This window comes from Protofrankia sp. CiP3, assembly GCF_917627345.1.
Taxonomy (GTDB): Bacteria; Actinomycetota; Actinomycetes; order Frankiales; family Frankiaceae; genus Protofrankia.
The window spans coordinates 12,641-25,328 of sequence record NZ_CAKJTM010000073.1 but is presented as its reverse complement, the minus strand read 5'-3'; the positions used below and the strand labels follow the sequence as shown (position 1 = coordinate 25,328).

At 67.3% G+C, this 12,688-nt stretch carries 18 protein-coding genes and 1 tRNA gene; 8 read left to right on the top strand and 11 right to left on the bottom strand.

Translation table 11 applies throughout. From position 1 onward, the window contains the following. Positions 1-264, top strand: a 264-nt coding sequence (locus tag MJ797_RS19825) for a hypothetical protein (RefSeq protein ID WP_239337899.1), incomplete at its 5' end; no start/stop codon positions are given. Beyond that, positions 261-665 (top strand): type II toxin-antitoxin system VapC family toxin, encoded by a 405-nt coding sequence (locus MJ797_RS19820; protein WP_239337896.1) that lies wholly within the window; start codon positions 261-263, stop codon positions 663-665. The genes MJ797_RS19825 and MJ797_RS19820, both read left to right, overlap by 4 nt. Here MJ797_RS19820 and MJ797_RS19815 read toward each other — a convergent pair. Beyond that, positions 637-954, bottom strand: coding sequence for a hypothetical protein (locus MJ797_RS19815; protein ID WP_239337888.1), 318 nt, complete (start codon positions 952-954; stop codon positions 637-639). The two genes, MJ797_RS19820 and MJ797_RS19815, sit on opposite strands and share 29 nt — an antisense overlap. Positions 955-970: 16 nt before the next feature. On the opposite strand from MJ797_RS19815, the gene MJ797_RS19810 reads away from it, so the two are divergent. Beyond that, entirely contained in the window at positions 971-1,357 is a 387-nt protein-coding gene (locus MJ797_RS19810) for a hypothetical protein (RefSeq protein WP_239337886.1), read from the top strand. 124 nt (positions 1,358-1,481) lie between these two features. Here MJ797_RS19810 and MJ797_RS19805 read toward each other — a convergent pair whose 3' ends face one another. Next, the gene (locus tag MJ797_RS19805; protein WP_239313482.1) at positions 1,482-1,922 is read right to left on the bottom strand and encodes a PIN domain-containing protein; all 441 of its coding nucleotides are present in this window, start codon (positions 1,920-1,922) and stop codon (positions 1,482-1,484) included. Then, entirely contained in the window at positions 1,919-2,167 is a 249-nt protein-coding gene (locus MJ797_RS19800) for a type II toxin-antitoxin system Phd/YefM family antitoxin (RefSeq protein ID WP_239313485.1), read from the bottom strand. Before MJ797_RS19800 ends, MJ797_RS19805 begins: the two co-directional genes overlap by 4 nt. A 65-nt stretch (positions 2,168-2,232) precedes the next feature. On the opposite strand from MJ797_RS19800, the gene MJ797_RS19795 reads away from it, so the two are divergent. After that, positions 2,233-2,436, top strand: coding sequence for a hypothetical protein (locus MJ797_RS19795; protein WP_239337883.1), 204 nt, complete (start codon positions 2,233-2,235; stop codon positions 2,434-2,436). Here the strand turns inward: MJ797_RS19795 and MJ797_RS19790 are convergent. Continuing rightward, entirely contained in the window at positions 2,420-2,683 is a 264-nt protein-coding gene (locus MJ797_RS19790; RefSeq protein WP_239337865.1) for a hypothetical protein, read from the bottom strand. The two genes, MJ797_RS19795 and MJ797_RS19790, sit on opposite strands and share 17 nt — an antisense overlap. 197 nt (positions 2,684-2,880) lie before the next feature. Between MJ797_RS19790 and MJ797_RS19785 the strand changes: the two genes are divergently transcribed. Both MJ797_RS19785 and MJ797_RS19780 read left to right on the top strand, forming a co-directional pair. After that, complete coding sequence (locus tag MJ797_RS19785) at positions 2,881-3,150, top strand: hypothetical protein (RefSeq protein WP_239337862.1); 270 nt, start codon at positions 2,881-2,883, stop codon at positions 3,148-3,150. After that, positions 3,147-3,470 (top strand): type II toxin-antitoxin system PemK/MazF family toxin, encoded by a 324-nt coding sequence (locus MJ797_RS19780; protein WP_239337860.1) that lies wholly within the window; start codon positions 3,147-3,149, stop codon positions 3,468-3,470. Before MJ797_RS19785 ends, MJ797_RS19780 begins: the two co-directional genes overlap by 4 nt. Positions 3,471-3,886: 416 nt before the next feature. Here MJ797_RS19780 and MJ797_RS19775 read toward each other — a convergent pair whose 3' ends face one another. The 3 genes from MJ797_RS19775 to MJ797_RS19765 form a co-directional block, all read right to left on the bottom strand. Further along, positions 3,887-4,126 (bottom strand): hypothetical protein, encoded by a 240-nt coding sequence (locus MJ797_RS19775; protein ID WP_239337858.1) that lies wholly within the window; start codon positions 4,124-4,126, stop codon positions 3,887-3,889. 142 nt (positions 4,127-4,268) lie between these two features. Next, positions 4,269-4,345 (bottom strand) — tRNA-Met (locus tag MJ797_RS19770). A gap of 76 nt (positions 4,346-4,421) precedes the next feature. After that, positions 4,422-7,412, bottom strand: a complete 2,991-nt coding sequence (locus tag MJ797_RS19765) for a UPF0182 family protein (protein ID WP_239337856.1) — start codon at positions 7,410-7,412, stop codon at positions 4,422-4,424. Positions 7,413-7,508: 96 nt separating this feature from the next. Between MJ797_RS19765 and MJ797_RS19760 the strand changes: the two genes are divergently transcribed. Then, positions 7,509-8,015 carry a PPA1309 family protein gene (locus MJ797_RS19760; RefSeq protein WP_239313685.1) on the top strand — a complete coding sequence of 169 codons (507 nt, stop codon included), beginning with the start codon at positions 7,509-7,511 and terminating at the stop codon, positions 8,013-8,015. Between the two features lie 61 nt (positions 8,016-8,076). Here the strand turns inward: MJ797_RS19760 and MJ797_RS19755 are convergent, their stop codons facing one another. The 3 genes from MJ797_RS19755 to MJ797_RS19745 all read right to left on the bottom strand — a co-directional run bounded on the left by MJ797_RS19755 (position 8,077) and on the right by MJ797_RS19745 (position 9,889). Beyond that, complete coding sequence (locus tag MJ797_RS19755) at positions 8,077-9,120, bottom strand: PDZ domain-containing protein (protein ID WP_239337854.1); 1,044 nt, start codon at positions 9,118-9,120, stop codon at positions 8,077-8,079. 72 nt (positions 9,121-9,192) lie between these two features. Beyond that, positions 9,193-9,366: a hypothetical protein gene (locus MJ797_RS19750; RefSeq protein WP_239337851.1), complete on the bottom strand. Its 174-nt coding sequence runs from the start codon at positions 9,364-9,366 to the stop codon at positions 9,193-9,195. 58 nt (positions 9,367-9,424) lie between these two features. Further along, positions 9,425-9,889, bottom strand: coding sequence for a molybdenum cofactor biosynthesis protein MoaE (locus MJ797_RS19745; RefSeq protein WP_239337848.1), 465 nt, complete (start codon positions 9,887-9,889; stop codon positions 9,425-9,427). A gap of 198 nt (positions 9,890-10,087) precedes the next feature. Between MJ797_RS19745 and MJ797_RS19740 the strand changes: the two genes are divergently transcribed. After that, on the top strand, positions 10,088-11,500 hold the full coding sequence (locus MJ797_RS19740) for a zinc-dependent metalloprotease (protein ID WP_239337846.1): 1,413 nt from the start codon (positions 10,088-10,090) through the stop codon (positions 11,498-11,500). Between the two features lie 169 nt (positions 11,501-11,669). Here MJ797_RS19740 and MJ797_RS19735 read toward each other — a convergent pair whose 3' ends face one another. Further along, a complete protein-coding gene (locus MJ797_RS19735) occupies positions 11,670-12,488 on the bottom strand; it encodes an enoyl-CoA hydratase/isomerase family protein (RefSeq protein ID WP_239337844.1) in 819 nt (272 codons plus the stop codon). Between the last annotated feature and the right edge of the window lie 200 nt (positions 12,489-12,688).

Genomic DNA, 12,688 nt, shown 5'->3' with positions numbered 1-12,688 from the left:
GGATCCAGGTGGCTGGCCACGCGTCGGTCGTATCCTCAATGGGTGAGTACTCTGCGGGACGAGCTGCACAGTCTGATCGACCGCCTGCCCGAGTCGCACGTGGCGCCGATCCTGGCTCTCGTGCGCGAGAGCGCGCCCGCCGAGAGCGGCGGCGACGAGTGGCCACTACCGGATTTCGTCGGTGCGTTGGCCAGCGGCAAGGGCGATCTCGCCGCCCATTCGGCTGAGATCCTGCGCGCGGAACTGGGGCGCGACCCCGAGTGATTGTCTGGGACACCGGGCCGCTGATCGCCGCCGCCGACACCGACGACGAACACCACGCCCGCAGCGTCGCTCTCATGCGGCGCACGCCCCGGCCGCTACTCGTTCCCTATCCCGTCCTGACCGAAGTCTGTTTCATGCTCGAACGGGAGAAAGGCACCCGCGCCGAAGCCGCGTTCCTGCGCTCCATCAGCACGGGACAGATCAGCCTGATCCCGCTGGCTCGCCAGGACCTCGCCCGGATGGTCGAACTGGTTGAAAAGTACAGCGACTTCCCACTCGGCGCCGTCGACGCCTCCGTTCTCGCGATCACCGAACGGCTCGGCGCCGACGCCATCGCAACCCTCGACCGGCGACACTTCTCCGTCGTCCGACTCACGAGGCCGGTCGCACTGCTGCCATGAGGCGCTGATGGCGCGTTCGCCGGCCTTGAAAGCGGCCAGCGATCCGGACGGACGGGGCAAGGTGGTCGTCGCTCATCCACCGAATCCGGACGACAGATAGGGCAGGCCACAGTTGGGCACCGTCGCGGTGGGGGCGTGGCGGGAAGCATCGGCTGTTACGCATGACCTCCGGGCCCATGATCCGCTTGAGCAGTGGCAGGGTCGAGGAGATGATTCCCAGCGCCGCGGCCAGACCGAGGACGACGAGCGTGTAGTACGCCTCGCCTGGCGGAATCAGGTCGTATTTCATCTGAGATTTCAGGAACATGGCCGCCGCCGGGGCCGACAGGCTCGGCGTCCTCGCGAAGGAGGCCGACGACGCCGACCTCCGGCTGCGCGACGCTCTCGCCGCAGCCCACGCGCTGGTGGAACGGCGCCCGGACATCCTCGGCACCGATCCCACGAGTGGCCTGACCGTCGCCAAGGTCGTCGATGCGGTCGCGGAGGGCGCCGCCGGAGCCCGGGCCGCCTGGGATGCCTGGGACGGGCTCCGCGCCGTCGTCGACCCCGCCGCACTCGCCGACGAGCTTGTCGTCCGGCACACGGCACTGGTCACCGCCGCGGACGCGCTGACGTCCGCCGCCCGCTCCCGCCTGGGCGACCTCGAGACCGCCTGGTCACCGCTGGCGCGACAGGCCCCCGGCCGCACATAGCCGCCACCCTCAGTAACCGGACGCTAGTGGTCCCGAAGTAGCACCAGCATCACCCGTTACACCGCTAAGTTGCCCAGCCATGCGGTTCACCTCGGCACGGAAGGGATCCGCGCCGATTTCTTCCTCAGAGGTCATCCGGTAGTAGCCGGAAGTGCGGGTGGCCGCTGATGGGACGGATGGCGCGGAAGTGCTTCCGATCGAGAGTGAACACGGCGTCAGTACGGAAGTAGGCGGCGAGAGCCGCGTTCATCGCGTCAGTGATCCCAATACTCATGTTCTTGTAGAGAGCCATCAAAGCACGGGCGGTGTGCAGGTGGGGAGACAGATCCGCCACCTCGTACCGTCTGATGTCAACTTTGCCCAGAATGTGATCCAGGACTGTGACAGCCGTGTCGGCCCCTATCCGAGTCGAGATCAGGTAGTCCAGCTCGGATAGCACGAAGGGAGAAATTACTAAATGCCCGATTTTGGTGCGGGTCTTGGAGCAGGTCGCATGCTCGGCGTCCAGGCGATTGAACACGGCGAGGAGGGCGGAGGTATCGGCGATTGCGACCGGAACAATCACAAGCCGAAACCCTCCGCGAGCATCTCGTCGACTCGGGCTGACATGTCGGCCGGGCCATCGAAGAGAGGAAGGTCGTCGTCTCCCATGGGATCGACCGGGTAGGGGGGGACGGGTTCGGCGTGACCGGCGGGTACCAGCGTGGCGATATGGCGCCCATTTTTCGTCACTGCAATCGTCTCGCCGCGCTCGGCGGCAGCGAGTATCTTCGCGGCCTGCTGGTTGAACTCCCGTGCGGTGGCTTCCATACCTCCAATGTACTACGGGAGATCGTAAATGTACTACAGCGAGGCTGCGGGTCCATGACGCCCCGGTGCACGCCTTCGAAGTGTCCGAGCCGGTCGTCGGAGGTGCGTACGGGTACGGGTGGGATGCCGGCGGCGGGGGCCGGGTCTACGCGATGCACCTGTCGATGATCCGCAAGGCAGCGCGGATGACCCAGGCGAAGGTCGCCGAGGAATACCTGCGGGTATGGCGCGGCCAGGAGCGCCGGTCGCTTGTCACAGAGCGGGGATGAGCACCGATGCTGGGTTACCTGCGCAGCGTGCGCGCCGTCCCAGAACCCCGCCCAGCCAGCCCCGGAGACTGGAGGCGAGGGTGTCTGCGGCCAGTTCCCGCGCCGCTTGGTGCTCACCCAACCTGCCCAGTGCGAAGGCGAGGATGGCCGCCGCAAGCAGGGTGACCGGGTGGTTGTCGCCGAGGATCCGCCGGCTGCGGCTGCTGCCGGTCGACAGTCTTGATGGGCTTGGCGCGTCCCACGTCAAGGGGGTGTCGCTGTGACCAGGTGACGTCGCACTCCGGCTTGCGCAGGTCTGCCGGAACCGCTCAGGTCGGCCCGCTCCCGGCCAGCAGCGCGTTCGCGTGTGGCCAGCACCATGGATACCACCCCCGGGACACAGATGCCCCCGACCACGCGTGCGCCGACCACCCAGATGTTGTACGTTTGTTGTACGGTGGCCTCATGAGCGTCGGATTCCGCCCCACCGAAGAGGACCTCCGGATCGTTGAGGCCAACCGCCGTCAGGACGAGAAGACCAGCGACGTCATCCGGCGCGCCCTGCGACTGCTTGACCGGGAGGCGTGGGAGGCGCGTGCCCGCGAGGATATGCACCGGCTGCGGAACGAGGATCTGTCCGCCGAACCCGATGCGTGGGAGTACGACACCAACGGCAACATCAGAATCATAGGTACGAACCTCGCGGTACCAGCCAGATCGCAGGACCAACCATGATTCGCGGGGCGGTGTACCCGGTGGATCTCGGCGACGCCAAGCGCGGGCATGAACAGCGGGGGCGTCGACTCGGCCTCGTCCTGAGTATTGAGCAGAACGCGTGGTCCACGGTCACGATCGTTCCAACGTCGACCGGCGCGCAGGCGTCCACCTTCAGACCGGAGGTGACCATCGCGGGGCGGTCGACCAGGATCCTGATCGACCAGATCCGCACCATCGACAGCTCCTATGTCGCAGGTGACCTCGTGGACTACCTCTCCCGGGACGACATGGCGCAGGTTGAGCACACCCTCTCGCGCTACCTCGGCCTGCTTCGCTGAGCGCATCGCCTGGCTCCCGTACATCGGCCTCCCCCGCGACTGGACGAAGACAGAGGCCCGACGCAACTGACGGATCTGTCGAGTTGCTCCTACCGGCCCCCAGACGGGCCGCGCGGCATGTGCAACCCGGGTACGGACACCGGATATGCGGCCCGATCACCAAAAAAGATGCTGGTAGAAGCCTGAGATCTACGCGAGGGTGACTGGTACCACCCCCGGGCTGCACACGTCCGCGAAGGGGGACTATCCGAGGAAGACGAGTGGCAGCGAGGACTCAGCGAGGATGTTGAGGCCATGGTGAACAAGGGCCGAGCCGACCCCGCGCTTCTGGTACGAGCGCACGACCGCCAATGGGCTGAGGACCTGGACTTCGGCTGGGGCCAGTAAAGATCGGGGTTCGTGCTGGTACGCGGAAGTCAACCGAGGGTCGGCAGAAGCTCGAAAGCGCGGCAGTGGCTGGGAATGACGATCTGGAAGTCCTTGCGGTCGACCGTCGCGACCTTGGGCGTGCCCAGGTGTTCCGCTGTAGCGACCACCACGGCGTCGACTGTGTCGAGCGGAAGATCGGCGTAGCGCCGCACCAGTTGGGCAGCGCGATGGAACTTGTCTCGCTTGTTGATGGCGGCGACGAGTACACCGGTGTCGACAACTATCACCGGTCCGGCTCGCCTAGCTCCTCGCGAAGGATCCGAGATGAACGTTCAGCCAGATCACGTTCACCATCCATGATCCCGATGAACGACAAGCGGCGCCCCATGGAAAAGGCCCTCGGAGAGAGCTTCTCCGAGGGCCTTTCGCTGGTAGCGGGGACAGGATTTGAACCTGTGACCTCTGGGTTATGAGCCCAGCGAGCTACCGAGCTGCTCCACCCCGCGTCGGTGTGAGTTCACCTTACAGGACGCCAGGCGGGGGGTGTCAAACGATCTTGATTAATTTTTCCAGCCGGCCGGCCTACCTGCCGGGTACAGCCGTCGCGGTGGTCGCCGTGGGAGCCGCTGGCGCGGCCGAGCCCGCGGCGACGGCCGGCGAAGAGGGCGGTACGGCCGCCGGGGGTGGGTCCTGCGCGGACGGCGCGGGGGTTGCCGAGGCGGCCGGTGGCGTCCTGGTGAGCTGCGCCAACCGGTTCAGCGCGTCCGACAGGTCCTTCTGGGCGACGCCGTAGGCGGCGAAGTCGGGGGGTGACTTACGCAACGCGTCCTGCCCGGCGGCGAAGGCACGATCCGCGTCCGCGATCGCCTGTTGGATCTCCGTGTTGCTTGTTGTGCCTGGCGGGGCTGTACTCGGTGGAGCCGTCGTGTTCGGTGGGGCCGTCGTGCTCGGTGGCGTGCTGGTCGCGCCGAAGACCTGGCTCAGCGCCTCGTCCAGCGTCGGCGCGAAGCCGATTCGATCACCGAAGACCGCGGCCACCCGTTGCAGCGTCGGGTACACCGCGTTTTCCCGCGCCTGGACGTAGTACGGCTCGATATACAGCAGGCCACCGGCTACCGGGAGCGTGAGCAGATTCCCCTGAATCGTCTGCGAGCCTTCGCCCCGCAGCAGGCTCAGCTCCTTGGAGATGTCGCCCTTGGACTCGATGAGGTTCTGTACCTGCACCGGCCCGTTGATGGTCACGCCTTTCGGCAGCCGCAGTACCTGGAACTCGCCGTAATTACCCGGATCGCTCGACACGGCCATGTAGGCGGCGAGTTTCGACGAGCCCTTCGCCAGCAATGGCGACGTCAGGTTGAACGACGGCCGCGAATGATCGACGAGCTGGCTGTACACGTAGAAGGGCGGCTGGGGCTGGTTCTGGTTGTCCGGCGACGGCGAGACCGCCCAGAAGTCCTCCTGGGAGTAGAACTCGCGCGGATCGCGCACGTGATAGGAGGCGAGGAGATCCCGCTGGACCTTGAAGAAGTCCTCCGGGTAGCGCAGATGCTCCAGCAGCCCGGCCGGAATGTCCTTCTTCGCCCTGACCGTGCCGGGGAACGCGCTCATCCAGGTCCTGAGCACCGGGTCGGACTCGTCCCAGGCGTAGAGCGTGACATTTCCGTCGTACGCGTCAACGGTGGCCTTCACCGAGTTCCGAATGTAGTTGACCTCGCTGGCCCCCTGCGCGGACCGGTTTGACGCACGGCTCGTCACGGCGTCCGCGGTGACCGAACCGAGTGTCTTGCGCTCGGCATAAGGATATCCATCCGAGGTGGTATAGCCGTCGAGAATCCACACGACCCTTCCGTTGACGACGGCCGGGTAGGGATCGCCGTCAAGGGTGAGCCAGGGCGCGACCTGGCTCACCCGGTCACGTGGATTGCGCACGTACAGGATGCGGGATTTCCCGGTGATGTCGCTGGACAGCAGTATGTTCTTCTCCTGGAAGCGCAGCGCGAACAACGCCCGGCGGAACGTCGACCCGATCGACACGCCGCCGGCACCGTCGTAGGTTGTCGTCGACTGGCTGTCCGCGGTGACGCCCGGCCCGTCGATCTCCGCCTGCTTCGTACCGACGATCGAGTACCCCGGCGACATCTCGCCGAAGTAGATCCGGCTCTCGGTCAGGCCCAACGGCCCGGTGGGCGGCAGGTTCTGCTCGGCGAAGTTCGGCCGCCCGGAGGTGTCGACGGTGTTCGCCGGCGCCGCGACGAATCCCTTGCCATGCGTGTACGTCAGATGCAGGTTGATCCAGTTACGCTGCTGCTCGGTGAGACCGTTCTGGTCGAGTTCCCGGACCGAGACCACATAGTCGTGGGTCGCGCTCTGCCCGTCCGATCCGGTGGCCGTGTAGCGGTCGATATCCAGCGACGGCGGGAAGCCGTAGTAACCACGGATCTGCTGCAGCTGGTCGTACGTCCGGGACAGCCGGTTGGGATCCAGCAGGCGGGCGTTGGACAGCGTCGCCGAATCCGCACCGAGTTTCGCGGCGTCGGGCACGGTACTGGCGTCATACGACAACGGGGCTATCTGCTGGATCGCGTATGCCGCCCGGGTGGCCTCGATGTTGCGGGCGATGTAGGGCGCCTCACGGGACGCCTCGTTCGGCCGGACCTGGAACTGCTGGACGATTGCCGGGTAGATTCCGCCGACCACCAGCGCCGACAGCACCAGTATCCCCGCGGACAGCAGGGGCAGCGTCCAGCCACGTTGGAAGATGTTGTAGATGAACAGCACCGCGCACAACAGCGAGATGAACAGGAGGATGAGCTTTGCCGGCAGGACGGCATGGGTGTCGGTGTAGGACGCGCCGTTGACAACCCCCCGCGAGGAGAACACGAGCCCGAAACGGTCGAGGTAGTAGGCCCACGCCTTGAGCAGGGCAAGCAGCCCCAGCAGGACGGATATGTGCGCCTTCGCGGCCGGCACCACCCGCTCTCCCTGGGTCTGCAGCCGGATGCCACCGAACAGGTAATGCGTCACCAGCGTCACCAGCAACGACAGCACCACGGTCGTCAACAGGAAACCCAGCAGGAACCGCTGGAACGGGTATGTGAAAGCGTAGTAACTGATGTCACGGTGAAACTGCGGGTCACGTTGCCCGAAGGGTTCGCCGTTCAGCCACAACAACCACGTCCGCCAGCGACCGGACGCCGAGACACCCGCTACGATACCGAACAGGGCCGAGACCCCGAACAGGATCAGAACTGTGTACGGTTCAACGGCGACTCGGTAGCGCTCGAGGTTCTGCTGCTCAAGCGACAGCGGGCGGATGGGTGGTCGCAGCCTGTACGCAAGCACAAGGTTGGTACCGACCGCCACCGCCATCAGGGCACCGAATATGACGAACAGCAGTATCCGCGTTGACAGGACGGTGTTGAAGACCTTGCCGAACCCGACCGACCGGAAGAAGAGCAGGTCGGTGTAAACCCGCGTGAAGACGCCCAGCAGAACGATCAGAACAATGACCACAAGCAGCGCGGGGATGAGGATGCGGGTACGCGCCACCAGTGGTCTGCGGGCTGCTGCCACTCGCTCCTCCTTGCGTCCGGGGCAGACGACCGGGTTGTCCACCTGGAAGGCAACCTACGCCAGTGCCCGGGTGGCGCCATCGGAGAGGATGCGCTCGTGACCAGCCCCGACATCAACGAGTTGACCGCTGTTGTGCTGGAGGTCGAACGGCACGTCGCCGATCTGGGCTGGGATCAGCCCAGTCAGGTCTACGCGTTGGCCGACACCGCCGAGCTCATCGCCCGCGAACCGGCCCTCGCCTCGCACATCGGCGACACCGCGCCCGGCTCACTCACCCCCGTCGAGCAGGAGCCGTTGCCGGCCGGCCGTCTCGACGAGGTCCTGGCCGCAATCGGCTGGCCACCGGAGGTGCTTGGCTGCGTCCTCGTCACCGAACTCGTCGTCCTGCCGCCCAGCGCCGAGCAGGAGACTCCATACGATGAGCGGGATATCGAGATCTGGGCCGCCAGCCACCCCGAACGCCAGGACGTCCGGCTCGCGGTCGGAGTGACCCGGGACGGGCAACACGCGTCATGCCTGCGGGTCCGCGGCGACGACGAGCTGGTGGTCGATCCGGACCTCGCGGACAGCCTCGTGGACGGCCTGCTGGCGACCTTTCACTGACCGGTCCCGTTCGCCGCTGGCTGGTGGAGCGGCTCAGCCAGCCAGCCGGGCAAAGCAGCGATCAACAGCTCTGGACGGCGGCCTGGGGGTTACCCCCGAGCGCCGTCAGGTCGCGGACAGCCCCCTTGAGGGTCTCGACCCGCACAAGCCGGAGGCCCGCCGGTGCCGATTCCCGGGCATCCGGACAGTTCGCCGCCGGTACGAGAAAGACGACCGCACCCGAGCTGCGAGCGCCGAGCAGCTTCTGCTGGATGCCCCCGATCGGGCCGACCGTGCCGCCGGCGTCGATGGTACCGGTGCCCGCAATGGTGAGACCGTTGGTGAGCTGGCCTGGCGTAAGAAGGTCGACTATGCCGAGAGCGAACATAAGACCGGCGCTCGGCCCCCCCACGTCGGTCAGTTTGATCTTAACCGTGAAAGGGTAGTTGCGTTTCTCCATCGTGCTGATGCCGATGACTGGACGCCTCGGATCGTTGCGCGCCGCCACGGTGGTGATCGAGGTCTGGGCCGGCGCGCCGCCGTCACGGATGAAGGAGACGGTTACCGGCTGACCGGGATGAACCCGGACGACCGCATCCTGCACCTGTTGCGGAGTGGACACAGCGGTACCGTCGACCGACACGATGACGTCACCCACGCGCAGCTTTCCCGCGGCGGGCGACGATGCATCCATGATCTGCTGCACGAGCACGGACGTGCCGGTCGGGGTGATGCCGAGCTCGCCGAGAGCCGCGGAGGTGGCTTGATCCTGCGAGTCGATCATGGCCGCGGTGTTCTCCTGCCGAACCTCCTCGTCGCTCGTGCCCGGCGGCTGCAGCAGCTCCCGCGGGACCACGGCACGATCGGTGTCGAACCAGCCGTGGACCGCGTCCAGCACGCTCAGCTTGGGCACCTCCTCGACCGTGGTGAGCTCAAGCTTCCCGGATGTCGGATAGGTTTCGCGGCCGACGATCTCGATCAGCGGCTTGCCGTCGGGACGCCCGAGCGTGTCGGTCACCGGGCCGGGTGAAAGCATCACGAACGGCACGGGCAGCGACAAACCCACCACTGTGAGCACCAGCGCCAAGACAGACGCGACGAGAAGTGTCTGGATACGCCGCGTCATGCTGGCAGTCTAGAACCCGCGATTCAGCGCCCGCCGGGCTGGCCCGGCGACATCAGCGACATGAGAGTCATGTCAACGTACGGACGGATCACGTGGAACGTCCATGGGCCGTGCGAGCGCGGCCATGCTGCGGCGGTAGCCCTCCACGGTGATCAATGCTTCGGGTTTGCGTTCCGGGCGTGACCGCAACGCGAGCCAGACGAGAGTGATGAGGACGGCAATTGGCGGGATAAGCAGAAACCACATGGCGGCCTCGGCGTCGAGACGGGGAAGAGAGAGGCGGACACCATCGTAGGTGCCCCGTTCAGCAAGCGCCTACCCACTCCGACGAACCGTCTGGAAACACCTGGCGCTTCCAGATCGGCACGTGTTCCTTGACGTCGTCGATCAGTCGCCGGCAGGCCGTGAAGGCCTCGGCGCGGTGCGTGGCTCCCACCGCCACAACCACGGCGATGTCGTCGACGCCGAGTAGCCCCACCCGGTGGGTGACAGCCACCGCCCGGACCGGATGGACGGCGGCCACCCCAGCGGCCACCCGTGCGATCTCGCCGCCGGCCCGTGGATGGGCGGTGTACTCCAGCGCGGCCACGTCACGCCCGCCATCATGATCGCGTACCGTCCCGACGAAAACGGCGACCCCGCCCACGGCAGGCCCGCGCACGGCCTTCAGGCACTCGTCGACCGACAGCTCCCGTTCGCGGATCGCCGCGATGACAACCTGCCCGGCGGCCCTGTGTTGCGCGTCCTGCCCAGCATGGATGTGGCCCACGTGTCCGACCGTAGGGGATCCGCCTGACCGACGTCATCATCTTCATCAGCGGACGCTCGGGCGGGCGATCCAAACCGTTCCAGTAGCCGTATCGTGATGTCGTTTCGGCATCCGCGGGAAAACGCACTACCGTTGGTGCATGTCCGGATCCATGGGCCCTGGGCCTCAACTCGCATCCACCCGGCAGGGACGCCGACGATGAGCGGCGGCTTCCCCTTCGGGTTCACCCCGGGTGACTCGTCCTCGCGCGGTGGCTCCGGCCCGCCGTCCGGCGGCGGGGCGCCGTTCTTCGCCGAGCTGGAGCGGCTGCTGGCCTGGCACGACGGGCCGGTGAACTGGGAACTCGCACGCCAGGTCGCGGTACGTGCGCTCGGCGACGCTGACCGTGCCGTGTCCGACAGCGAGGTCGAGGAGGTTCGCCAGGCGGTCCGGCTCGCCGACATCTGGCTCGATCCGGTGACCACGCTACCCGCCGGGGCGACAACCGCCGAAGGATGGACCCGTAACCGGTGGATCGAGGTGACCCTGCCGGTCTGGCGGACGCTGTGCGATCCGGTGGCGACCAGGATCGCCGAGGCCATGCGTGGCGGGATCTCCAGCGGGCTCGCGCAGATGGGTGACGCGGGCGGCGGGCTGCCGCCCGAGTTCGCCGCCCAGCTTCCACCCGGCATCGACCTGGGCCAGCTGGCGTCCGCGAGTGGGCCGATCATGAACATGATCAGCCAGGTTGGTGGAATGTTGTTCGGCGCTCAGGTCGGTCAGGCGATCGGCCTGCTCGCGAGCGAGGTCGTTTCCTCCACGGATGTCGGGCTGCCGCTCAGCCCGCCGCGTACCGCCGCGCTCGTCCCGGCGGGTGTCGAGGCCTTCGGCTCGGGCCTGGGGATCGACTCCAGCGAGGTCCGGATCTACCTGGCATTGCGCGAAGCGGCGTCCCAGCGTCTGTACGGCCATGTCCCATGGCTACGCGCGCACGTTCTCGGCGCGGTCGAGGAATACGCGCGAGGTATCGCGGTCGACCCGGAAGCGGTTTCGCGGGCGATGGAAATGATCGACCCAATGCGGATCATGGATCCGGCAGGCCTGCAGGAAGCCCTCGGCGAAGACGTCTTCAACGAGGCGACCACGCCTGAACAGACCGCGGCGCTGGCCCGCCTGGAGGTGATCCTCGCTCTGGTCGAGGGGTGGGTGGAGACGGTCACCGACGCCGCCGCCGCGAAGAACCTGCCCGCCGCCGCCAGGCTGCGGGAGATGGTACGCCGCCGCCGCGCCGAGGGCGGGCCGGCGGAGCAGACCTTTGCGACGCTGGTGGGCCTCAACCTGCGCCCGCGCAAGCTGCGTGAGGCGGCCGCGCTGTGGCAGGCCGTGGCGGACGCCCGGGGGATCGACGGACGCGACTCCCTGTGGGCGCATCCCGACCTGCTCCCGAACGCCGACGATCTCGCTGACCCGCGGGGTTTCGCCGCGGGCGACGCCAACACGGTGGGCGATCCGCTCGCGGAGCTGGAACGGCTCCGCGACACCCCCGCCCAGCAGGAGCCACCGCGGCCACAACCGCCGGATGACGCAGGTCCCGGTGACGCACCCACCAATGCTCCGCGTGGCGGTCGTTGACCGCCACCGCTGTGCGGCCATAGCTTGACGGACACGAAGCCCCCGGTCATTCGGAGGACCCTCCAGAAGGGGAAGCTGGAGAGCTCGGCCGCGTACCGGGGGCTTCTCATCGCACTGGTACCCGTGTGTGTGCCACCCGGCCTGGCCGCCGGCCGCCGGCTCCGCGCTGTCAGCTACCGATCATGGCCGCATCCGGTGCCGCGGTGGTGACAAATGACGGCGGGCGGCGGTCCAGCTGTGCCTGGATCCCCTCAGCGGCCTCACCGTTGGCCATCGTCGTCGCCTGTGCGAGCGCTTCCCACTGCAGCACCTGGTCAAAATCGTCAGCGCCGCTCAACGCGGCCTTGGCCAGCCTGGTCGCGACCGGCGCGGCCGCGGCGATCTGAGTCGCGGTGCCCACGGCGACGGCGACCAGGTCGGCGGCGGGCACCACCGCGTTGACCAGCCCGATCGCCGCGGCCTCGCGCGCGTCAACCGTCCGGCCGGTGAAAATCAGCTCCCTGGCCCGGACCGCGCCGACGGCCTCCGGCAACAGCCGGGTGGCGGCCATCCCCGGATGCATCCCAAGCCGGGTGAACGGTGCGCAAAAACTGGCATCCAGCGAGGCGAAACGCAGGTCGCAGGCAAGCGCGAGACACAGCCCGGCGCCCACGGTGGCGCCGTTCACCGCGGCGATCGTGGGCACTTCCACCGATCTGATCTTCAGCCAGCTCCGGTAGAAGGTGAGCATCTTCGCACGCAGCCGGTCGACACCGGCCTCCCGGTCCGTCCGGGGATCGACCCAGTCGAGATCGCCACCGGCGCAGAACGCGCTGCCCTGCCCCGTCACGACCACAGCCCGCACATGAGGATCAGCGATGATCTCGTCCAAGGCCCGCGACCAGGCTTCGGTGAGTGCCACGGTCATGGCGTTACGCCGCTCGGGCAGGGCCAGCGTCAACAACATGACACCGTCAGCGGGACGCTCGACGAGCAACGGTTCGGACACGGTCGGCTCCTGGTATGGCGAAAAACATCGGTGGCCAGACATCAGCCGGGTGCGCGGCCAGCGCGGTCGTTGACCCGCCAGGCCGATGATCCGGGACCTTCCCGACCTTAGCGGTCGGCGCCGGAAGTTTATCCAGGGCCTGCCGGCGCCAGGCGGCGCCTCGCCTCGTTGTCGTCGGCCCAGGTAGAACACCGCTACCT

Bases quoted from the DNA above. Each gene is read 5' to 3' on its own strand.
- MJ797_RS19815 (WP_239337888.1), bottom strand. From the start codon at position 954: ATGAAATACGACCTGATTCCGCCAGGCGAGGCGTACTACACGCTCGTC.
- MJ797_RS19810 (WP_239337886.1), top strand. From the start codon at position 971: ATGGCCGCCGCCGGGGCCGACAGGCTCGGCGTCCTCGCGAAGGAGGCC.
- MJ797_RS19800 (WP_239313485.1), bottom strand. From the start codon at position 2,167: ATGGAAGCCACCGCACGGGAGTTCAACCAGCAGGCCGCGAAGATACTC.
- MJ797_RS19785 (WP_239337862.1), top strand. From the start codon at position 2,881: ATGAGCGTCGGATTCCGCCCCACCGAAGAGGACCTCCGGATCGTTGAG.
- MJ797_RS19780 (WP_239337860.1), top strand. From the start codon at position 3,147: ATGATTCGCGGGGCGGTGTACCCGGTGGATCTCGGCGACGCCAAGCGC.
- MJ797_RS19755 (WP_239337854.1), bottom strand. From the start codon at position 9,120: ATGACGCGGCGTATCCAGACACTTCTCGTCGCGTCTGTCTTGGCGCTG.
- MJ797_RS19750 (WP_239337851.1), bottom strand. From the start codon at position 9,366: ATGTGGTTTCTGCTTATCCCGCCAATTGCCGTCCTCATCACTCTCGTC.
- MJ797_RS19740 (WP_239337846.1), top strand. From the start codon at position 10,088: ATGAGCGGCGGCTTCCCCTTCGGGTTCACCCCGGGTGACTCGTCCTCG.